The sequence below is a fragment of the Stenotrophomonas maltophilia group sp. RNC7 genome (genome assembly GCF_030910085.1).
In the GTDB taxonomy this organism is placed as follows: domain Bacteria; phylum Pseudomonadota; class Gammaproteobacteria; order Xanthomonadales; family Xanthomonadaceae; genus Stenotrophomonas; species Stenotrophomonas sepilia.
In genome coordinates, this window is sequence record NZ_JAVFVN010000291.1 from 1 (window position 1) to 21951 (window position 21951).

Sequence of the window (21951 nt, forward strand, 5' to 3'; positions counted from 1 at the left end):
GGGGGGGTGGGTTTTTGGGCGGGTGGTGGGCCCGATTGTGGTGGGTTTTTGGCGCGCGGGGGGGCGGGGCGCCGGCCCGGGCGCCCGAATGCATTTCCAACCGCCGGGGGGGGCGGGCCCCGCCGCTACCGGCTGAACCCACAGTCGCAGCGCGGATTTCGTACACTTCTGGGTCTTGTTCCCCACAGTCCAGGCCGATGCAACCCAACACCAAGCTGCCCAAGGTCGGTACCACGATCTTCACCGTGATGTCCCAGCTCGCCGCCGAACACGGCGCGGTCAACCTGGGCCAGGGTTTCCCGGACTTTTCAGCGCCGCAGCGCCTGATCGATGAGACGGCCAGGGCGATGGCCGCCGGGCTGAACCAGTACCCGCCGATGACCGGCGTAGCCCCGCTGCGCCAGGCCATCGCCCAGAAGGCGCTGGACTGCTACGGCGCGCAGGTGGATGCGGACAGCGAGATCACCGTCACCAGCGGCGGCACCGAGGCCATCTTCAACGCCATCCACGCCGTGGTGCGTGCGGGCGAGGAAGTGATCGTGCTCGACCCGGCCTACGACTGCTACGAGCCGGCGATCGACCTGGCCGGCGCCAAGGCGGTGCATGTGTCGCTCGATCCGCAGACTTTCGCCGTGGATTGGGATCGCGTGCGTGCAGCGATCTCCCCGCGCACCCGCATGTTGATCGTCAACACCCCGCACAATCCGTCCGGCGCGATGCTGTCGGCGCAGGACATGCAGGCGCTGGCCGAACTGCTGCGCGGCACGCAGATCTACCTGATTTCCGATGAAGTGTATGAGCACATCATCTACGACGGCCGTCGCCATGAGTCAGCGCTGCGCTACCCGGAACTGCGCGAGCGCGCGTTCGTGATCTCCAGCTTCGGCAAGACCTACCACTGCACCGGCTGGAAGATCGGCTATGCGATCGCCCCGCCGGCGCTGACCGCCGAGTTCCGCAAGGTGCACCAGTACAACACCTTCACCAGCTTCGGCCCGGCGCAGTACGGTTTCGCCGCGATGATCCGCGATGAGCCGGAACACCACCTGGAACTGGGCGCGTTCTACCAGGCCAAGCGCGACCGCTTCCGCGAGCAGCTGGCCAGCACCCGCCTGAAGGCGCTGCCGGTACCGGGCGGCTACTTCCAGCTGGTCGACTACTCGGCCATCAGTGACCTGCCGGACCATGAGTTCGTGAAGTGGCTGACCATCGAGAAGGGCGTGACCGCCATCCCGCTGTCGCCGTTCTATGAGACTCCGCCGGCCGGCCAGCGCCTGGTGCGCCTGTGCTTCGCCAAGAACGAAGCGACCATGGACGCGGCGATCGAACGCCTGCGCCTGCTGTGAGCGGAGGCATGGACATGCAGGACCTGCGCATTTCCCTCGTCCAGGGCGACACCCGCTGGCATGACCCGGCGGGCAACCGTGAGTACTACGGCGCGCTGCTGGCACCGCTGGCCGGCACCACCGACCTGGTGATCCTGCCGGAGACCTTCACCAGTGGCTTCTCCAACGAGGCCATTGCCCAGGCCGAAGGCATGGACGGCCCGACCGTGGCCTGGGTGCGCGAGCAGGCCAGGGCCTTGAACGCGGCGGTGATCGGCAGCGTGCAGCTGCGTGATGGCGAAGGCGTCTACAACCGCCTGCTGTTCGCCACGCCCGATGGCACGCTGGAGTACTACGACAAGCGCCACCTGTTCCGTTACGGCGGCGAGCACGAGCGTTATGCCGCCGGCCGTGAGCGCCTGAGCGTGGAATGGAAGGGCTGGCGGATCAATCCGCAGGTCTGCTACGACCTGCGCTTCCCGGTGTTCTGCCGCAACCGCTACAACGTCGAGCGTCCGCAGCAGCTGGACTTCGATCTGCAGATCTTCGTGGCCAACTGGCCGTCGGCGCGCGCCTATGCGTGGAAGACCCTGCTGCGCGCGCGCGCGATCGAGAACCTGTGTTTCGTGGCGGCGGTAAACCGCGTCGGCGTGGACGGCAACCAGCTGCACTACGCCGGCGACAGCGCGGTGATCGACTTCCTCGGCCAGCCGCAGGTGGAGATCCGCGAACGCGAACAGGTGGTGACCACCACCATCTCGGCCGATGCCCTGGCCGCACATCGCGCGCGCTTCCCGGCGATGCTCGATGCCGATGCTTTCCACCTGGACGAACAGGCCTGAGCCACGGCCTGAACAACGCCGCACCAGCGCGCGCGCCTGCATCCAACGTGCACGCGCGCGCTGCTAGATTCGCCGTCAGTCCGACCGAACTGGAAGTCCTGCCATGAACAAGCCTTTCGCCGTGCTGCTGGCCCTGTCTGCTGCAACGCTGGCCCCGGCTGCGCACGCTGCCGGCAATCTCGATTGCCAGCTGCGCTACAACCTGTCCGGCTGGTCGCTGATCTACAAGACCGCCTCCGGCAACGGCACCGTCACCTGCAGCAATGGCGCCAGCATGCCGGTACGTATCGAAGTGAAGGGCGGCGGCCTGACCGTGGGCAAGTCGAAGATCACCAATGGTCGTGGCAGCTTCACTGGCGCCGTCAGTGTCAACGAACTGCTGGGCACCTACGCCTCAGTTGGCGCGCATGCGGGTGCCGTGAAGTCCAGCAACGCGCAGGTGATGACCAAGGGTGACATCTCGCTGGCCCTGTCCGGTACCGGCAAGGGCTGGGACCTGGGCGTGGACGGCGCCGCCTTCACCATCAGCCGGCGCTGAGGCGCGCCGGCTCGGCAGTTCCCCAGCTGATGCGGATGTAGTGCTGTTCGGAGTCGCTCAACAGCCGTTCGACATCGAAACCATTTTTCAGCAATTGTGCGACCGCGTCTTCGACGAGCTGCTTGCTGGCCATTACATGGCTGAAGCCGAACACAATGTAGCGACGGCCATTTTCCGAGCCGGCCTGGATGGCGTTGTCGAGGTCGCGGTAGAACAGTTCGATCGGGCGCTTGGCGGCGTCAGCATTGGCGCGGGCCTGTTCGGCGGTGATGGTGATCATGGGCATCTGCCTTGGTTAGGACAGCGCGCACGATAGCCAGCGAATCAAAGCCGTTCCCGGAAGCCGCGCACAGTGCGCTCCATTTGCAGCAATTCCTAGGTCGCAGCGGGACGCCGCCGTTGCAGCCACAAGGCCAGCAGGCCACACACGATAACGGTCGGTGCCAGCATCTGCACTGCACCGACCAGCGCCATTGCCGCACCGATCAACAGGTAGTAGAGCAGGCCGAACAGCGCGCCTGCGCTGCCGAGACAGTGTGGATAGCTGCGCAGGGCCTGGCCGAGCACATTGGGAATGGCCAGGCCAAAACCCGTCACTACCGGCACCATCGCCACGACCAGGGCAGGGTGATCATGCAGCAGTGCCGCCAGCAAGCCTCCCGTCAGGACCAGTCGTGCGGCGATGCGGATGCGCGTGGTTGTGGCAACGCCTGCACGCAGCAGGCGGCCATTGCCCCATGCGCCCAGTGCCGAGCCCAGTGCCAGCACTGCGCCGCTGGCGCCGAACCAGACGGCTGGCCAGTGCAGACGCGCAAACACGAAGGGGCCGAGTACATACCAGCTGTACATCGCCACGTTGAACGCCGTCACCAGCAGCGCCTGTGACCAGATCCAGCGATCGCGCAGCAGTTGCCGCAGCAGCGGCAGCATGGGTGTGTGCGGGATATGTGCAGGGCGGCTTTCACGCAGGCCCGCCAGGCATGCGACTGCCAGCAGGGCAGCGATCAGCAGCAGGCCGGACTGTACGCCGACGTAGCCATGGGCGGCGACCAGCAGCGTGCCCAGTGCAAGGCCGATGGCCGGACTCAGGGCCAGGGCCATGCCGATCCAGGAGAATGCCTGCGCCAACGCCGGCCCCTGCAGATGGTCGCGCAGCACGGTCTGGGTGACCACCGAAGCGGCGGCGGCGCCGACCGCGGCCAGCGCTTGGGCCAGCAACACCGGGCCGAAGCTGCCAGCCAGCAGGCCGCCCAGTGCAGCCGCGGCAAAGACGCCGAGGCCACAGAGAAGGGCTGGGAGACGACCGATACGATCAGCCAGGCGCCCCCACAGCAGCACGCCTGCAGCGAAGCCGAACAGATACAGGCTCATGGCCTGGCTGGCGGTACCCGGCGGCAGGGCGAAGCGTTTGGCCAGATCGGCCAGGGCCGGGCTGTACAGGGTCTGCGCCAGCTGGGGAAACATCAGCAGCGCGATGGTGAGCAACAACAGGCGACGCGACATGCGGGCGCTCCACGAACAGGGCCGCGCATTGTGGTCGCGCCTGCAATGGCGCACTCTCTCCATCCTGTCATTGGATATATGAAATCGGACATGGCCTGGTTGCAGCCGGACACGCCCTTCGACGCTGATGCCTGGAGCGCTCCGGTGCTGGGGATCGCGGCGTCACTGGCGGATCACGATTCGGGTTGGCACCAGCATGCACGTGCGCAGCTGCTCTACACCCGGCAGGGCTGTACGCGCCTGACCTACGGTGATCGCATCAGCCTGCTGCCGCCTGCGCGCGCGGCGTGGATTCCGGGCGGGCTGCGCCATCGCGCGCAGATGCGCCAGGCGGTCGACTACCGTTCGTTGTACTTCGACGCCACCCTGTCGGCCCAGCTGCCCCGGCAACCGGCGATCATCGGCGTAGGTCCGCTGCTGCAGGCCTTGCTGGAGCCGATCGCGCAGGCACCATTCGACCATGACTGGCAATTGCCGCGCGCACACCATCAACTGGCGTTGTGCGTGCTGGAAATCGCCGCTGCACCGGTGGCGCCGATGGACCTGCCTTTGCCGCGTGATCCACGCATTGCACGTTGCCTGCCGCTGGCCGAACAGCTGCCGCCCGAACTGGGCGAGTTGGCCGAGCGCGCGGGTCTGAGCGTGCGCACCATTGGCCGGCTGATGCAACGTGATACCGGCATGGGCTATCAGGCCTGGCGCCAACAATGGCGCCTGATGCGGGCCATGGAGCTGCTGCTGCTCGGGCATCGCGTCGCGCATGTGGCGCAGGACACTGGCTTCTCCGCCGAGAGCCCGTTCATCGCCTTCTTCCGCAGCATGGCCGGCACCACGCCCGCCGCTTTCCGGCGCCACGCAAAAGGGGACGGAGGGGATTAAGTCGTTTTCGCCCCTTCGAGACATGGCGTGGCGAAAACGACTTAATCCCCTCCGTCCCCTTTTTAAAGAAAAACCCCGGCCTGGGCCGGGGTTTCTCATTTCAGCGTGGCCTGTGATCAGCCGCCGCGTGGGCCGCTACGGCGCGGGCCGCCCGGGCCGCGGTTGCCGCCGGGACCACGGTTGCCACCCGGACCGCCGGGGCCGCGATTGCCACCCGGCCCACGGTTGCCACCGCCCGGGCCGCGACCGCCCGGACGGGCGCCCTGTGCCGGCTTCGGGCTGCCATACGGGTTGAAACCCGGGGTTGCATGGTCGGACGGGAAGCTCGGGGCGTTGCCCGGATGACCGTACGGGTGCTTGTTGCCCTGGCCCTGCGAGCGGTTGCCGGCACCGGCCGGACGACCCTGGCCGCCTGCGCCGCCACGGCCTTCACCACCGAAACCGCCACGGCCCTGGCCGCCGGCGGCGCCCGGGCCCTTCGGCTTGCCGTACGGACGGCCCTGGCCGCCTGCACCCGGACCACGGGCACCCGGGCGTGCGCCCGGACCGGCGTTGCGATGGCCGCTCGGGCCGGTGCTCACGCCGTCCGGCACGTACCAGGTACGGAACGCGGCCGGGTTGCCTTCCGGCAGCGAGCGATCATTCTTCGGCGGGCGCTGCTTGAACGGCTTCTGCGACTGCTTGGCCGCCGCTTCACCGCTGACCGTCAGGCCGCCCTTGAAGCCGCCACCCTTGCCGCCGCGACCACGGCCGCGGTCTTCGCGGACGTTGTCGAAACGGCGCAGCTCGCGGCCTTCGTCGGCGGTGTTGTGGCCGTTGACGTAGGCGTTGCCACGGCCACCTTCGCGCACGCGCACGGTGGTCTTGGCGGCGCGGCGCTGGCCGATCACCGGCTGCAGCGTCAGTGCCGACGGTGCGCCTTCTTCCAGCTTCAGCTGGGCGCGCAGCGCTTCCACCTGAGCGGTGCCCAGTTCCACCGAATGGCCACGGGCCAGTTCGCGCGGCAGGCTCACCTTGCCATAGCGGGTGCGCTTCAGGCGGCTGACCTGGCAGCCCTGCGATTCCCACAGGCGGCGCACTTCGCGGTTGCGGCCTTCCTTCACCACGACGCGGAACCAGTCGTGGGAATCGGTGCCGCCGATGCGTTCGATCTCATCAAACTTGGCCGGACCGTCTTCCAGTGCGACGCCACGGCTGAGGCGGTCGACGATGGCGTCGGAGACCTTTTCCTCGCCTTCCGGTGCACGCACGCGCACCACGTACTCGCGCTCGACCTCGAACGACGGGTGCATCATGGCGTTGGCCAGCTCACCGTCGGTGGTGGCCAGCAGCAGGCCGGTGGTGTTGATGTCCAGGCGGCCGATTGCGATCCAGCGCGCGCCCTTCAGCGGCGGCAGCGACTCGAACACGGTCGGGCGGCCTTCGGGATCTTCGCGGGTGGTCACCTGGCCTTCCGGCTTGTTGTAGACCAGCACGCGCGACGGCTCGGCCAGGGCAGTGGCGACGAAGCCACGGCCATCCAGTTCGATCCTGTCGCCGCTCTTGACCGACATGCCGGTCTGCGCGACTTCACCGTTGACCTTGACCAGGCCTTCGGCGATGCGCTGTTCCAGCGCGCGGCGCGAGCCGAGGCCGGCCTGGGCCAGCACCTTGTGCAGGCGCTCTTCCAGCTTGAACTGTTCGGAGGTGGCTTCGCGCTTCAGCGAGAGCTTGTTACGGGGGGTGTCACTCATCAGTTTTGCTCCGGCCGACGGTTTCGAGGTCGGCCTCTGGTTCGGAATCGGCTTGGTCAACAGCCACGGTCGTCATCGCGACGGCGTTGTCTTCGCGTTCGTTCACTGGCACCGCGCGCTCGCCCGGCGCGGAATCGGGGTGCCCATCATCGAGGGGCGAAGGTGCTTGCTCATCGGAGGCCGATGCAGGGGCTGCATTGGCGGAATCGGGGGTATCACCGCCGGCCAGGCCGGCGTCATCGTTCGCGGCAACGCCATCGGCGCCGGCCGAGATGTCCGGGCCCTCGGCACCGGCCACGGCCGGTGCATCACGGTCCAGGGCCAGCTGCGGTTCCAGCTCACCCAGGTCCTTCAGTTCCGACAGCGGCGGCAGTTCGTCCAGCCGCTTCAGCCCGAAGTAGTCCAGGAAGCCCTTGGTGGTGCCGAACAGCGCTGGCTTGCCGGGCACGTCGCGGTGGCCGACCACGCGGATCCATTCGCGTTCTTCCAGCGCCTGGATGATATTGCTGCTGACCGCCACGCCGCGCACCTGCTCGATCTCGCCGCGGGTGATCGGCTGCCGGTAGGCGATCAGCGCCAGGGTTTCCAGGGTGGCACGGGTGTAGCGGGTCTTGCGTTCGGTCCACAGCCGGCTGATCCAGCCATGTACTTCGCTGGTGACCTGGTAGCGGAAGCCGGAGGCGACCTCGACCAGTTCCACGCCACGACCTTCGCAGGCCTCGCGCAGGCGCTCCAGCGCACGTTCGATGCTGCCCGGCGGTGCCGGTTCCTCTTCCGGGAACAGGTCCTTCAGCTGGGCCAGGGTGAGTGGCTGGCTGGAGGCCAGCAGGGCACCCTCGACAATGCGGTCGATCAGCGATTGATCCATCGGCAGTCAGCGCTCACTCGTTGGCATTGGCGGCGTCGTTGTCGTCGAACTCGCTGCTGAACTGCAGCGGCGCGTTGGTGTTTCCAGCGGCCAGCGACTTCACGTAGATCGGCGCCAGCGGTTCTTCCTGGACGATGTCCAGCAACTGTTCCTTGGCCAGTTCCAGCACCGCCAGGAACGTGACCAGCACGCCCAGCTTGCCTTCTTCGGCGGTGAACAGCCCTTCAAAGCGATAGAACTTGCCGTCTTCCAGGCGTCCCAGTACTTCGCCCATGCGTTGCCGCACGCTCAGTGCTTCGCGCTTGATGGCGTGGCCGCTGAACAGCTCGGCGCGCTTGAGCACGTCGTGCAGGGCCAGCAGCATTTCCTTCAGGTCCACCGGCGGCGGCAGCTTCACCGTGGCGCGTTCGGGCATGAAGGCATGCGCCACCGTGGTGTCGCGGTCCTGGCGGGGCAGGGCGTCGATGTCCTCGGCGGCCTGCTTGAAACGTTCGTACTCCTGCAGCCGGCGCACCAGCTCGGCGCGCGGGTCGGCCTCATCGCCTTCCTCGCTGACCGGGCGCGGCAGCAGCATCCGCGACTTCACCTCGGCCAGGATCGCGGCCATCACCAGGTACTCGGCCGCCAGCTCGAAGCGCAGCTCGCGCATCACGGTGATGTATTCCACGTACTGCCGGGTGATTTCGGCCACGGGAATGTCCAGCACATCCAGGTTCTGGCGGCGGATCAGGTACAGCAGCAGGTCCAGCGGGCCTTCGAAGGCGTCCAGGATGACTTCCAGCGCGTCCGGCGGGATGTACAGGTCCTGCGGGATCTGCAGGACCGGTTGCCCATGCACCACGGCCAGCGGCATTTCCTGCTGCTGGGGGGCGGGCGGCCGGGTTGGCGGGTTCGCGTCGAGCGCGAGTTCGGAAGTCATCTAATGGACATCAGGATTGCAACGGACCAGTCGCGGCACCGGGTTCGCCGGGCCAACGCCACGGAGCCCCAGGGCACCAGACACGCCGGGATCGGCGCGATTCCACACATATCAAACAGCAGGACGCGCCGCAGTAAACGGCAGCGACAGAACTACGGGGAGGTCGTCTACGTGGCCCGGCCAGGTGGTCCGGTTTGAAGCAGCGGATCTGTCGCCGGGGGCTGCGTGGCCGCAGAATCCGACGGGCTGCTGCATCCAGCCACGTGCAATGGAGTCTAGGGTAAGCCTTTGCTGCGCCAGTGTCCAGCCGGACCGGGGCAGGGGCTGCATTGGCTAGAATCGGCGGACCCGACAACGCAAGCGAGGAAATGCCGGTGTGGTATGTGATCGAAGGGTATGACGGCCAGGATGTGCTGGCGCAGCGGCTGCAGGCGCGGCCGGAGCATCTGGCGCGGCTGCATGCGCTGCGCGACGCGGGACGCTTGCTGCTGGCCGGGCCGTGCCCGGCGGTGGACAGTGAAGACCCGGGCCCGGCCGGTTTCAGCGGTTCGGTGGTGATCGCGCAGTTCGAGTCGCTGCCGCAGGCCCAGGCCTGGGCCGATGCCGACCCGTACGTGGCTGCAGGCGTCTACACCCGCGTGCAGGTCCGCCCGTTCCGCAAGGTGCTGCCGTGAACGCGGAACGGATCGAGCGGATCCGTGATGCGCTGCAGCAGGCGCTGGCGCCGAGCGTGCTGGAGATCGAGGACGACAGCCATCGTCACGCCGGCCATGCCGGTGCGCGCGACGGGCGCGGCCATTTCAACGTGCATGTGGTCAGTGAGCGCTTCGCAGGGCTGGCTCCATTGGCCCGACATCGCGCGGTCTATGCCGCGCTGGGGTCGATGATGGAGACCGATATCCACGCGCTGTCCATCCGCGCACAGACCCCGTCAGAACAGGGCTGAGTCCTTGTCCCGCACTGTCCTGGCCGGTCCCTGCGGGCCTGGCCACGGACAGATTTTCATGTCCATTTCGGGACATTCGCCTAACGGACTGTTTACAAGCCTGGATGGAAACGCTTACATTCCGCGCCAATGCTGGTAGGTCCAAGCCGTGGAGGGCGGCTTCGTGAACAAGGCAGCTATCACAATCAAAGACGTCGCACGCGAAGCCCGGGTCTCCGTGGCCACGGTTTCCCGCGCGCTCAACGGGCATGAAAATGTCGCCGAACCGGTCCGCCAGCTTGTGCTGGAGGTGGCCGCACGGCTGCGTTACACCCCGCACGCCGCCGCCCGCAGCCTGAGCAGCCGCCGCACCAATACGGTGGGCGTGGTGCTGCCTGACCTGTACGGCGAGTTCTTCTCCGAGCTGATGCGCGGCATTGACGGGGTGGCCCGCAACCGCCGCCAGCACCTGCTGGTGTCCAGCTACCACGGTGACCAGGAACAGCAGGGCGCCGCCCTGCGTGCCATGCGCGGCCGCGTCGACGGCCTGCTGGTGCTTTCGCCCTATGCCGAGAGTCCGGGCTTCCTGACCGACAACCTGCCGCAGTCGTTGCCGACGGTGTTGATCAACACCTATCTGCCCGGGCAGGACCACCCGGTGCTGAGCATCGACGACCACGCCGGCGCGATGGCGATGACCCGCCACCTGCTGGATGCCGGCCACCGCCGCATTGCCTTCATTTCTGGTCCGGACCTCAACTTCGACGCGCGCGAGCGCCTGCGCGGCTTCCGTGACGCGCTGGCGGCTTCTGGCGGTGGCGCCGAAGGCATCGAGTTGCCCGGTGATTTCGACGAAGCTTCCGGCCATCGTGCCGGTCAGGAGTTGCTGGCAGCCGGAGCGCTGCCCGATGCCGTATTCGCCGCCAACGACATGATGGCCCTGGGCTGCCTGTATGCGTTCACGCAGGCAGGGGTCCGTGTGCCGGCCGATGTGGCCCTGGCGGGTTTCGATGACATTCCACTGGCGCGTTTCGTCCACCCGTCGCTGACCACCATGCAGGTCAGCATCGCCGAGCTCGGCGACCGGGCCATGACGCGCCTGATGCAGTTGATGGACGGCACCTCCACGGATGGGGCAGGGGACAAGCAGACCCTGGTTCCCCGCTTGATTGTTCGCGATTCCACCACTCCGCCATCCGGCCGTTGAAGCCAGAGGCGTTTCTTCTTTTTTTTGACTGATCGCAGGGACCGCGCAAGCGGTTACCGCCACCCGGAGATTGAGTTGATGATGCATACCACCTTCCGCATGCCGGCGCGCCGGCTGCTGAGCACCGCTCTGGTCAGCTGCCTGATGCTGGCTGCCGCCCCGAACGCCATGGCGCAGTCGGCCAACGCCAGCCTGCGCGGCCAGGTTGCCGGTGCCCAGGCCGGCACCGAAGTGACCGCCACCAACGTGGCCACCGGTACCGTCCGCCGTGGCACCATCCGCGCCGACGGCAGCTACTCGCTGATGGGCCTTGATCCGGGCACGTACAACGTGGTCGCCAACGGCCAGACCCAGAAGGTCACCGTCACCGTGGCTTCGACCGCGACGCTGAACTTCGCTGGCGCAGCCAGCAGCACCCCGGGCTCGACCGCGGCCACCAACCTGGACACCGTCAACGTTGTTGCGCCGACCCTGCTGCAGGAAGTGCGCACCTCCGAAGTTGGCAAGACCGTCAGCCTGCAGCAGATCCAGACCACCCCGCAGGTGTCGCGCAACTTCCTGGAGTTCGCTGACGCGGTGCCGGGCCTGATCTTCACCCGCGATGCCAAGGGCAACACCTCGCTGCGCGGCGGCGCCACCAATGCAGATGGCACCAACGTCTACATCGACGGCGTGGGCCAGAAGAGCTACGTCAAGGGTGGCGGCGTGGCCGGCCAGTCCGGCAGCGCCGGTAACCCGTTCCCGCAGCTGGCCATCGGCGAATACAAGGTCATCAGCGGCAATTACAAGGCAGAGTATGGCCAGGTGTCGAGCGCCGCAGTGACGGCTGCGACCAAGTCCGGTACCAATGAGTTCAAGGGTGAGGCGTTCTACCGCTACACCGATGAAGACATGCGTGCCAAGACCCCGGCCGAGCGCCAGGGCGGCAAGGAGAAGATGGTCTCGGCCGAGAAGGAATACGGCTTCGCCCTGGGCGGCCCGATCATCCAGGACAAGGCGCACTTCTTCGTGACCTACGAAGCCAAGCGCTTCGACCTGCCGGTCACCATCGCGCCGGATGGCGCGGTCACCGGCGCTGCCGGCCTGCTGCCGCCGGCCGGTGCCGCCGGCCTCGGCCCGGCCAGCCAGCCGTTCCAGCAGGATCTGATCTTCGGCAAGATCGACTTCGAGCCGACCGACAACGACCGCATCGAGCTGACCTTCCAGGACCGCGACGAAACCCAGTCGCAGTTCAGTGGCCAGACCTCGCCGGAAGCCGGCCGTGAAGTGGTCAACACCGACCGTCGTTATGCCCTGCGCTGGAACCACAGTGGTGAGCGCTACTACAACGAGTTGATGGTCACCCACGAAGACTCGTTCAACAACCCGACCCCGCTGACGCTGGCCAACGGCATCACCTACACCGCACCGGACGGCCCCGAAGACCGCACGATCGTGAAGATCGGTGGCGCCTCGGCACTGGATTCGCAGGTGAAGGGCCAGAAGGGCTGGTCGATCGAAGACAACCTGACCCTGGATGGCATCCAGTGGGCCGGTGACCACACCATCAAGATGGGCGTGAAGTACAAGGCGATCGATCTGTACGCATCCGATGCGGCGCAGATCAATCCGACCTTCACCTACTCGCTGGGCGATCCGGACTTCCCCGATTCCATTCCGTACAAGGCGCAGTTCGTCAAGCCGGTGACCGGCGTGACCGGCGTGTCCGGTGAAGTGCGTTCGAAGTCCAAGCAGTACGGCGTGTTCATCCAGGACGACTGGCAGGTCAACGATCACCTGCAGCTGAACATCGGCCTGCGCTGGGACTACGAAAAGACCCCGTCCTATCTGGACTTCGTGACCCCGCAGCAGGTGGTCGACGCCATCTATTCGCAGGATCCGCGCGCCCCCGCTGGCCAGACCTATGCCGATTCGCTGGCACTGGGCGGCCTGGACATCAGCGACTACATCAGCAACGGCCACAACCGCAAGGCGTTCAAGGACGCCTGGCAGCCGCGCCTGGGCTTCTCGTATGACATCAACGCCGACGAGCAGCACGTGATCCACGGTGGTGCCGGCCGTTCCTACGACCGTGACCTGTTCGACAACCTGCAGCTGGAAACCACCAAGCTGGCCCTGCCGCAGCCGACCATCTACTTCCGCAATCCGGCCACCGGCGCCTGCATCAACGGCCAGGCCGCCTGCTATGACTGGAACCCGAACCTGCTCAACGGGATCGGCAACCTGCAGGCCCTGGTCGGCGCGACCAGCAATGCCGGCCTGGAAGTGGACCTGCTGAACAACAAGCTGAAGGCGCCGTACTCGGATCAGTTCAGCCTGGGCATGAGCAACCAGATCGGCGACTGGCTGACCGACGCCACCATTGCTCGCACCCTGAGCTACGACGGCTTCGCCTTCACCCTGGGCAACCGCTACCCGACCGGCCAGTTCTTCGATGATCCGCGCCTGTGTGGTGGCACCTCCCCGGGCCTGAGCCAGGCCTGGAGCTGCAACGTGCCGGGCTTCGGCAGCCTGATCATCGGCCAGCAGGGCATCAAGACCCGTGCCACCCAGGTCCTGTTGTCGGCACAGAAGCCGTTCACCAAGGAAAGCGGCTGGGGCACCTCGATCGCCTACACCTGGACCACCGCGCGCCACAACCGCGACATCAACGAGAAGTATGCGTTCGATCGCGGCCTGATCGGTGACTACCCGACCATCCGCTCCAACGGCGCACCGCGCCACCGCCTGGTGGTGACCGGTTCGTACGCGGGCTTCTGGGGCATCACCTTCGGCGGCAAGATCACCCTGGCCACCCCGACCGCCGTCAACGACTGGTACCCGGTGATGCAGGCCAGCGGCTACACCCTGCCGACCCCGCAGGCGGCCGTGCCCAACGCAACCGGCAAGTTCCTGGTGGGTGGCAAGATCTTCGGCTACCGTTCGGTCGACCTGCAGGCGACGAAGACGTTCAAGCTGGCGGGCAACACCGAGCTGTACGCCCGTCTGGACATCATCAACGTGTTCAACTTCGACAACTTCTCCACCTACAACTACGTCAAGACCAACGGCAAGCTGCAGGCCAGCTACAACGAGACCGGCGACATCATCGGCACTCCGCGCCAGGTGAAGGCCGAGGTGGGCTTCCGCTTCTAAGCGGCGCCGCCTGCTGCTGTATCCGATGCCGCCGGTCCGCCGGCGGCATCGATTGTGTGAGAACGGCAATGGCCGGCCCCGTGCCGGTCCATTGCCCACGCCGCTGCCGGGCAGGGGGGGGCAGCGGCGTGGGCAATGATCGCGGTGTCAAACCACGTTTTTCGTGGTTTTTTAAGAGCGCATCTTGTAAACGATTTCAGATCATTGGACGGTATGCTTTCCCATCGATCAGACCACCGGAGGAACCGCGCCATGCAGGCACGCCATCTGTTGTCCGCCGCAATGCTGTGCTTGGCGGTGGCCGCCTGCCAGCCGGCCCAGCAGGAACCTGCCAAGCCGCGCCCGCCGGTGATCCTGATCGAGGCCGATGCACCGCCGCGGCCGATGAAGCCGGAGTTGCCGCCGCTGTTCGATGACATCGAGCGCCGCACCTTCCAGTTCTTCTGGGACACCACCAACGAGATCAATGGTCTGACCCCGGATCGCTATCCGTCGCGGCCATTCGCCAGCATCGCGTCGGTGGGTTTCGCGCTGACCGCGTATCCGATCGGCATCGAGAACGGTTGGGTCAGCCGCAACCAGGCGATCGACCGGACCCTGACCACGCTGAAGTTCTTCCGCGACGTGCCGATGGGCCAGCAGCGCACCGGCAAGGCGGGCTACAAGGGTTTCTACTATCACTTCCTGGACATGCAGGAAGGCCGTCGCTACGACAGCTGGGTCGAACTGTCCTCGGTGGATACCGCACTGCTGATGATGGGCGTGCTGTTCGCGCAGTCGTACTACGACGGTGACGATCCGCGCGAAAAGGAAATCCGCCAGATCGCCGATACCTTGTACAAGAAGGTCGACTGGCCGTGGCTGCAGCAGCGTGCACCGCTGATCTCGATGGGCTGGTTCCCGGAGAGCGGCTTCATCGACCACGACTGGATGGGCTACAACGAGGCGATGATGGTCTACATCCTCGCCCTGGGCTCGCCCACGCACCCGGTCAGCCCGGACGCGTGGACGGTGTGGACGCGCACCTATGACAACGACTGGGGTGTCTACCAGGGCCAGGAATACCTGTCCTTCGGCCCGCTGTTCGGCCACCAGTACAGCCACGTCTGGATCGATTTCCGCGATATCCAGGACGCGTACATGCGCGAGCGCGGCAGCACCTATTTCCTCAACAGCCGCTCGGCCGCGCTGGCCCAGCGCGAGTACGCCATCGCCAACCCGATGCAGTGGAAGGACTATGGCGAGAACGTGTGGGGCCTGACCGCCAGCGATGGCCCGCAGAACACCACGCAGGAGTACCGCGGCGAACAGCGCCAGTTCCGCCACTACTCCTCGCGCGGCGCCGGCCTGCGCGAGAACTTCGATGACGGCACCATTGCCCCGACTGCGGCAATCGCCTCGGTGGTGTTCGCGCCCGAGCAGGTGATCCCGGCCACGCTGGAAATGCACAAACGCTACGGCGACTACATCTATTCCAGCTACGGCTTCCTGGATTCGTTCAATCCCAGCTTCAACTACGACATCCCGATCAAGACCGGTCGCCTGGTGCCGGATCGCGGCTGGGTCGCCAGCGACTACATCGCCATCGACCAGGGGCCGATCCTGACCATGATCGCCAACTACCGCAACGACTTCGTCTGGGAAGTGATGAAGAAGAATCCGTACATCCGCAAGGGCCTGGAGCGGGCCGGATTCAGCGGTGGCTGGCTGGCGCCGGAAGGGTCGTTCCAGCCGCTGGAACTGCAGAAGGACGAAAAGGCCGCGGCAGCACGCGCGGTGGGTATCGCCGAATCACGCGCGGCTGCCGCGCAGGAACAGAAGAACAATGCCAACCGCACCACAGGCCAGGGCAAGTAACCCGATGCCGAACTGGATCGACCGCCTGCGCCGCTGGGCGCTGCCTGCCCTGGCCGCCCTGGCCGTGGCCGGCTGCGCCCGCACCGAACCGGGCACCACCACCGTGCGCTTCTGGGCGATGGGCCGCGAAGCCGAGGTGGTCAGCGAGCTGATCCACGAGTTCGAGGCCGAGAATCCCGGCATCAAGGTGGATGTGCAGAACATCCCGTGGACCGCCGCGCACGAAAAGCTGCTGACCGCGTTCGCCGCCGATGGCCTGCCGGACGTGTGCCAGCTCGGCAACACCTGGGTGCCGGAGTTCGCCGAACTCGATGCATTGACCCCGCTGCAGCCGTTCGTGCAGCGCTCCACTGTGGTCGATCCGAAAGATTACTTCCAGGGCATCTGGGATACCAACGTGATCCACGGTGAGCTGGTCGGCGTGCCGTGGTACGTCGATACGCGCCTGATCTACTACCGCAAGGACCTGCTGGCCAAGGCCGGCTACGACCACCCGCCGCGTACCTGGGCCGAGTGGGACGAGCAGATGGCGGCGATCAAGCGCATGCAGGGTCCGAACCGCTACGCGGTGCTGATGCCGATCAACGAGTTCGAGCAGCAGCTGTCGCTGGCCCTGCAGCAGCCCGACCCGCTGCTGCGCGACGACGATACCCGTGGCAATTTCGCCAGCCCGGGATTCCGCCGCACGCTGTCCTTCTACGCCAACATGTTCGAGCAGGGCTGGGCGCCGAAGATGTCCGAGACGCAGATCTCCAACGTCTGGGATGAATTCTTCCGCGGCTTCAACGTGTTCTACATCTCCGGCCCCTGGAACATCCGCGAGTTCAAGAAACTGCAGCCGAAGGAACTGGAAGGACAGTGGGGCACCGCTGCGCTGCCGGGGCCCGACGGTCCGGGCGCGGGCATCGCCGGTGGCACCAGCCTGGTGATCTTCCGCAAGTCGCAGCAGAAGGAGGCGTCCTGGAAGCTGATCGAATTCCTGTCGCGCCCGCAGATCCAGGCACGCTTCCATTCGATCATCGGCGACCTGCCGCCACGCCGCAGCGCCTGGAACGCGCCGTCGCTGGCCAACGACCCGCTGGCCGCCGCGTTCCGCGATCAGCTGGAGCGGGTCAAGCCGACGCCGAAGGTGCTCGAATGGGAGCGCATCGTGCAGGAAATGCGCATTGTCACCGAGAAGGTGGTGCGCGGTGGCCTGCCGCAGGACAAGGCCGTGGCCGAACTGGACCAGCGCGTGGACAAGGTGCTGGCCAAGCGCCGCTGGATGCATGAACAACAACGCCTGCAGGAGCGCGCGCCGTCGCCGCAATCGAGCAGCGCAGTGGCCGCCGGGAGCGCGCAATGAAACGTACTTCGCTGGCCGGCTGGATCTTCGCCGGCCCCTCGCTGATCGTGCTGGGCGTGTTCTTCGGCCTGCCGGTCGCCTCGGCGCTGGCGCTGAGCGTGACCGACTTCGACCTCTATGCACTGGCCGACAGCAGCAACCTGCGCTTCGTCGGCCTGGGCAACTACATCGACCTGCTGCAGACGCCGATGTTCTGGAAGTCGCTGTGGAATACCACCTACTTCGTGCTGATCGGCGTACCGTTGTCGATCGGTGTGTCGCTGGGCGCGGCCATGCTGCTCAACGCACCGGCCGCCCGCTTCAAGGCCCTGTTCCGTACGGCACTGTTCGCGCCGGTGGTGACCACGCTGGTGGCGGTGGCGGTGATCTGGCGCTACCTGTTCCATACCAGCTATGGACTGGTGAACTACGGGCTGGGCCACCTGGGCATCAGTCCGATCGACTGGCTGGGTGATCCCAACTGGGCGATGCCGACCATCATGCTGTTCGCGGTGTGGAAGAACTTCGGCTACAACATGGTGATCTTCCTCGCCGGCCTGCAGGCGATCCCGCATGACCTGTACGAAGCCGCGCGCATCGACGGCGCTTCGCGCTGGAAGCAGTTCCTGCACATCACCCTGCCGATGCTCGGCCCGGTACTGCTGGTGGTCGGCGTGATCACCGTGTCCGGCTATTTCCAGCTGTTCGCCGAGCCGTATGTCATGACCCGCGGCGATCCGCTGCAGAGCACCGTCAGCGTGCTGTATTTCATGTTCGAGGAAGGCTTCAAGTGGTGGAACCTGGGGCGCGCCTCCGCGGTGGCGTTCCTGCTGTTCCTGATCATCCTGGCGGTGACCACCGTGATGCTGCGTTTCGGCCGCAAGAGGCAGTTGGTATGAGTCGTGAAATCGGCCAGTCGCGCTGGTATCCGTGGATGATCAATGGTGCGTTGCTGGTGCTGGCCCTGGTCAGCCTTGCACCGCTGCTGTGGATGCTCTCGGTCTCGTTCATGCCGCAGGGCGAGGCCAGTCATTTCCCGCCGCCACTGCTGCCTTCGAGCATCACCACGCACAACTACCACGAGCTGTTCGCGCGCACCGGCATGGGCGGCAACTTCGCCAACAGCCTGCTGGTGTCGCTGGCTATCACGCTGGGTTCGCTGCTGCTCAACACCATGGCCGGCTACGCCTTCGCCAAGCTCAACTTCGTTGGCCGCGAGCGCCTGTTCCAGGTGCTGATGGCAGCGCTGGTGATCCCGGCGCAGGTGGCGATGCTGCCGCTGTTCCTGCTGATGAAGCAGCTGGGCCTGGTCAACAGCTTTGGCGGCGTGATCGTGCCAGCGCTGGCCAGCGTGTTCGGCATCTTCCTGGTGCGCCAGTACGCGCGTTCGATCCCGGACGAGCTGCTTGAAGCGGCCCGCATAGACGGCGCGGGTGAGCTGCGCATCTTCTTCCAGATCGTGCTGCCGATGCTCAAGCCGGTACTGGTGACCCTGGCGATCTTCACCTTCATGGGTGCATGGAACGATTTCATGTGGCCGCTGATCGTGTTGACCGACCAGGAGCACTACACTTTGCCGGTGGCGCTGGCCACCCTCTCGCGCGAGCACATCATGGACGTGGAAATGATGATGGCTGGCGCGGTGGTCACCGTGGTTCCGGTGCTGGCACTGTTCCTGGTGCTGCAGCGGTACTACATCCAAGGTCTGTTGCTGGGGAGCGTCAAGGGATGAAGCGAGCGATCGCCGTTGGACTGGGCCTGTTGTGGACTTCCCTGGCGATCGCCGCACCACCGGCACTGCCGGCGCCGAAGGTACTGGACGATTTCGACGACATCGGCGCCTGGAAGCTGGTGCTGTCAGACCAGATCAGCGGTTCGCTGCGGCCGGTGAGCGGTGCCGGTGGCGGCCGCGCGCTGTGCCTGGACTACGATTTCCACAAGGTGTCGGGCTACGTCGGCATCCGCCGCGCGCTGGGTATCGAGTACCCGGCCAACTACCGCTTCGGCTTCCAGCTGCGGGGAGATTCGCCGGGCAACGACCTGCAGTTCAAGCTGATCGATGCCAGCGGCGATAATGTCTGGTGGGTCAACCGTCCGGGCTACAGCTTCCCCAAGGCGTGGACGCCGGTCGAATACCGCCGTCGCCAGATCGACAAGGCATGGGGGCCATCGCCGGAGAAGGAGATGGCGCGCAGCGCTGCGGTCGAGTTCACGATCTACAGCAAGGTCGGCGGCCGCGGCACGGTGTGCTTCGACAAGCTGACCCTGCAGGGCCTGCCGCCGCAGGATGATTCGGCGCTGGTGCCATCGGTGATCGCCGACACCGCCACCGCGCTGCAGGACCGGATGATTGACGGAAAGAGCGATACGTTCTGGATCAGTGGCGGGGTCAAGCAGCAGACCATCAGCCTGGACCTGCACAAGAGCCGCGAGATCGGCGGTGCGGTGATTGACTGGCTGCCGAACCTGGAAGCCAATCGCTACACCGTGCGTACGTCCGAGGATGGCCGGGACTGGCGCACCGTGCGCGAGGTGACCGGCGGTGCGGGCGGCCGCGACTGGCTGGCGCTGCCGGATACCGACGCGCGCTACGTGCGCTTCGATCTGCACGATGGCCCGAACTGGCGCTATGGCATCCGTGACATCACGCTCAAGCCGCTGGCGTTCGCGGCCACGCCGAACGCATTCCTGTCCTCGGTGGCGGCCGACCTGCCGCGCGGCTTGCTGCCGCGTGCATATGTGGGCGAACAGCCGTACTGGACGCTGCTCGGCCTCGATGGCGGCCAGGAGCAGGCACTGATCAGCGAGGACGGTGCGCTGGAACCGGCCAAGGGCAGTTTCAGCATCGAGCCGTTCATCCGCGTGGACGGCAAGTTGCTGGACTGGTCGACGGTGGCCATCACCCAGTCGCTGCAGGATCGCTACCTGCCCATCGCCAATGTCGACTGGGTGCATGAGAAGGCCGGCCTGGCGGTAACCAGCTTCGTGCAGGGCACGCCGGAGCGCGCGCAGCTGATCGGCCGCTACCGGTTGAGCAATCCGGACAAGGTGGCGCACGAGTACACCCTGGCGCTGGCGATCCGGCCGTGGCAGGTGAACCCGCCGACCCAGTTCCTCAATACCGTCGGCGGCTTCAGTCGCATCGATGCGCTGGATGTGGGCGAACAGCTGGTGCGCATCAACGGTGAGCCGCGCATCTATCCGTTGCAGGTGCCGGATGCGCGCTTCGCCAGCACGTTCGATGGCAAGCTCGACGCGATGCATCTGGCCTCCGGGAAATACCCGGCCAGCACGGCGGTGAAGGACAGCACCGGCATGGCGTCCGGTGCGCTGCTGTATACGATCAAGCTGGAGCCTGGCCAGAGCCGAGAAGTGGCGGTGGTGTTGCCACAGACCGGAGGCTGGGCGCCGCAGGCGCTGGATGTGGCCAAGGCGCAGGCACAGGTCGCAGAGCAGTGGCGGCAGAAGCTGGGGGTGGTCTCGTTGCAGGTACCGGCTGCGGGCCAGGCACTGGTCGATACCCTGCGCACCGCCGTGGCGCACATGCTGATCTCGCGGGTCGGCCCGCGCCTGCAGCCGGGCACGCGCTCGTACGCACGCAGCTGGATCCGCGATGGCGCGATGATTTCCGAAGGCCTGCTGCGCATGGGCCGCAGCGACGCGGTACGTGACTACATCAACTGGTATGCGCCGTTCCAGTTCGAGAACGGCAAGGTGCCGTGCTGTGTCGATGCGCGCGGCAGCGACCCGGTGCCGGAGAATGACAGCCACGGCGAACTGATCTACAGCATCGCCGAGTACGGGCGTTACACCGGCGACAGCACCTTTGCCGAGCTGATGTGGCCGCACGTGCAGGGCGCTTACAGCTACATGGAGCAGCTGCGTGCCAGCGAGCGTACCGAAGAGAACCGTGCGCGCAACCCGGCCTTCTACGGGATGATGCCGGCCTCGATCAGCCACGAAGGCTATTCGGCCAAGCCGATGCATTCGTATTGGGACAATTTCTGGGCGTTGCGCGGCTACAAGGATGCGGCATCGCTGGCGGCCCAGCTGGGCAAGGTCGAAGCCATGCAGATTGCCGAATCGCGTGACCAGTTCCGTGATGACCTGCAGGCCTCGCTGCTGTCGGCGATGCAGCAGCACAACATCGATTACCTGCCGGGCTCGGCCGAGCTGGGCGATTTCGATGCGACCTCGACCACCATTGCGCTGGCTCCGGGCGGTGAACAGGGGCGCCTTCCGCAGCAGGCGCTCGATGCCACTTTCGAGCGCTACTGGAAGGAATTCGTGGCCCGTCGGGACGGCAAGCGCGAGTGGAAGGACTACACGCCCTACGAGTGGCGCAACGTGGCCGCCTTCGTCCGCCTTGGCTGGCGCGATCGCGCCTGGCAGGCGACTGAGTTCTTCTTCAAGGACCGTGCGCCGCAGGCCTGGAACCAGTGGGCCGAAGTGGTCTCGCGCACGCCGCGCAAGCCGTTCTTCGTCGGTGACCTGCCGCATGCCTGGGTCGCCTCGGACTTCGTGCGCTCGGCCCTGGACATGTTCGCCTACAGCCGTGACATGGACGATGCGCTGGTGTTGGCCGCCGGCATTCCGACCGCCTGGCTGCAGGGCGAGGGCATCGCTGTGCAGGGCCTGCGCACGCCGCAGGGCCAGCTCAACTACCGCCTGCAGCGCAGCGACAAGCAGCTGGTGCTGGAGGTGCAGCCGGGTCTGGTGCCACCGGTCGGTGGCGTGGTCTTGCCGTGGCCGTACGCCGGTGATCCGGGCGAGGCGACCATCAACGGCGAAGCGGCCGAATGGACCGACAGGGAACTGCACGTGCACCAGCTGCCGGCGCGGGTCGAGATCGATGTACCGGGCGCGGTGCGCCGCGCCGAACGCAAGGGGCAGTAA

General features: G+C 66.2%; 18 protein-coding genes. 13 read left to right on the plus strand and 5 right to left on the minus strand.

The genetic code is table 11. The features are described 5' to 3' along the window. The first annotated feature begins 197 nt into the window (after nt 1-197). The 3 genes from RCF13_RS04215 to RCF13_RS04225 all read left to right on the plus strand — a co-directional run bounded on the left by RCF13_RS04215 (nt 198) and on the right by RCF13_RS04225 (nt 2705). Nucleotides 198-1346 (plus strand): pyridoxal phosphate-dependent aminotransferase, encoded by a 1149-nt coding sequence (locus tag RCF13_RS04215; RefSeq protein WP_134969235.1) that lies wholly within the window; start codon nt 198-200, stop codon nt 1344-1346. 14 nt (nt 1347-1360) lie between these two features. After that, complete coding sequence (locus RCF13_RS04220) at nt 1361-2167, plus strand: amidohydrolase (protein ID WP_231352207.1); 807 nt, start codon at nt 1361-1363, stop codon at nt 2165-2167. Nucleotides 2168-2270: 103 nt separating this feature from the next. Further along, the gene (locus tag RCF13_RS04225) at nt 2271-2705 is read left to right on the plus strand and encodes a hypothetical protein (protein WP_061478014.1); all 435 of its coding nucleotides are present in this window, start codon (nt 2271-2273) and stop codon (nt 2703-2705) included. On the opposite strand, the gene RCF13_RS04230 is transcribed toward RCF13_RS04225, so the two are convergent. Both RCF13_RS04230 and RCF13_RS04235 read right to left on the minus strand, forming a co-directional pair. Next, the gene (locus tag RCF13_RS04230; RefSeq protein WP_134968451.1) at nt 2692-2985 is read right to left on the minus strand and encodes a hypothetical protein; all 294 of its coding nucleotides are present in this window, start codon (nt 2983-2985) and stop codon (nt 2692-2694) included. The genes RCF13_RS04225 and RCF13_RS04230 overlap by 14 nt on opposite strands. 95 nt (nt 2986-3080) lie before the next feature. Then, nucleotides 3081-4208, minus strand: coding sequence for an MFS transporter (locus RCF13_RS04235; protein ID WP_134968452.1), 1128 nt, complete (start codon nt 4206-4208; stop codon nt 3081-3083). 90 nt (nt 4209-4298) lie between these two features. Here RCF13_RS04235 and RCF13_RS04240 point away from each other — a divergent pair, with 90 nt between their 5' ends. Beyond that, nucleotides 4299-5087: a helix-turn-helix transcriptional regulator gene (locus RCF13_RS04240; protein WP_134968453.1), complete on the plus strand. Its 789-nt coding sequence runs from the start codon at nt 4299-4301 to the stop codon at nt 5085-5087. 116 nt (nt 5088-5203) lie between these two features. Here the strand turns inward: RCF13_RS04240 and RCF13_RS04245 are convergent, their stop codons facing one another. The 3 genes from RCF13_RS04245 to RCF13_RS04255 are packed head-to-tail and all read right to left on the minus strand — an operon-like array spanning nt 5204 to nt 8607. Next, nucleotides 5204-6820: a pseudouridine synthase gene (locus tag RCF13_RS04245; RefSeq protein WP_231352206.1), complete on the minus strand. Its 1617-nt coding sequence runs from the start codon at nt 6818-6820 to the stop codon at nt 5204-5206. Beyond that, nucleotides 6813-7688, minus strand: a complete 876-nt coding sequence (gene scpB / locus RCF13_RS04250; protein WP_134968726.1) for an SMC-Scp complex subunit ScpB — start codon at nt 7686-7688, stop codon at nt 6813-6815. The genes RCF13_RS04245 and scpB overlap by 8 nt, the downstream gene beginning before the upstream one ends. Nucleotides 7689-7701: 13 nt before the next feature. Then, nucleotides 7702-8607: a ScpA family protein gene (locus RCF13_RS04255; RefSeq protein WP_005417635.1), complete on the minus strand. Its 906-nt coding sequence runs from the start codon at nt 8605-8607 to the stop codon at nt 7702-7704. Nucleotides 8608-8981: 374 nt separating this feature from the next. Between RCF13_RS04255 and RCF13_RS04260 the strand changes: the two genes are divergently transcribed. The 9 genes from RCF13_RS04260 (at nt 8982) to RCF13_RS04300 (ending at nt 21951) form a co-directional block, all read left to right on the plus strand. Continuing rightward, the gene (locus RCF13_RS04260) at nt 8982-9281 is read left to right on the plus strand and encodes a YciI family protein (protein WP_005417634.1); all 300 of its coding nucleotides are present in this window, start codon (nt 8982-8984) and stop codon (nt 9279-9281) included. After that, nucleotides 9278-9553 (plus strand): BolA family protein, encoded by a 276-nt coding sequence (locus RCF13_RS04265; RefSeq protein ID WP_134968725.1) that lies wholly within the window; start codon nt 9278-9280, stop codon nt 9551-9553. Before RCF13_RS04260 ends, RCF13_RS04265 begins: the two co-directional genes overlap by 4 nt. 148 nt (nt 9554-9701) lie before the next feature. After that, complete coding sequence (locus tag RCF13_RS04270) at nt 9702-10739, plus strand: LacI family DNA-binding transcriptional regulator (RefSeq protein ID WP_005417630.1); 1038 nt, start codon at nt 9702-9704, stop codon at nt 10737-10739. Nucleotides 10740-10817: 78 nt separating this feature from the next. Continuing rightward, entirely contained in the window at nt 10818-13874 is a 3057-nt protein-coding gene (locus tag RCF13_RS04275; RefSeq protein ID WP_134968724.1) for a TonB-dependent receptor, read from the plus strand. Between the two features lie 252 nt (nt 13875-14126). Beyond that, nucleotides 14127-15731, plus strand: coding sequence for a glucoamylase family protein (locus RCF13_RS04280; protein WP_231352205.1), 1605 nt, complete (start codon nt 14127-14129; stop codon nt 15729-15731). Between the two features lie 4 nt (nt 15732-15735). Beyond that, complete coding sequence (locus RCF13_RS04285; RefSeq protein WP_061478009.1) at nt 15736-17076, plus strand: sugar ABC transporter substrate-binding protein; 1341 nt, start codon at nt 15736-15738, stop codon at nt 17074-17076. Further along, nucleotides 17073-17954: a sugar ABC transporter permease gene (locus RCF13_RS04290; RefSeq protein ID WP_005410323.1), complete on the plus strand. Its 882-nt coding sequence runs from the start codon at nt 17073-17075 to the stop codon at nt 17952-17954. The genes RCF13_RS04285 and RCF13_RS04290 overlap by 4 nt, the downstream gene beginning before the upstream one ends. Beyond that, on the plus strand, nt 17951-18787 hold the full coding sequence (locus tag RCF13_RS04295; protein WP_005417620.1) for a carbohydrate ABC transporter permease: 837 nt from the start codon (nt 17951-17953) through the stop codon (nt 18785-18787). Before RCF13_RS04290 ends, RCF13_RS04295 begins: the two co-directional genes overlap by 4 nt. Then, nucleotides 18784-21951: a discoidin domain-containing protein gene (locus RCF13_RS04300; protein ID WP_134968723.1), complete on the plus strand. Its 3168-nt coding sequence runs from the start codon at nt 18784-18786 to the stop codon at nt 21949-21951. The genes RCF13_RS04295 and RCF13_RS04300 overlap by 4 nt, the downstream gene beginning before the upstream one ends.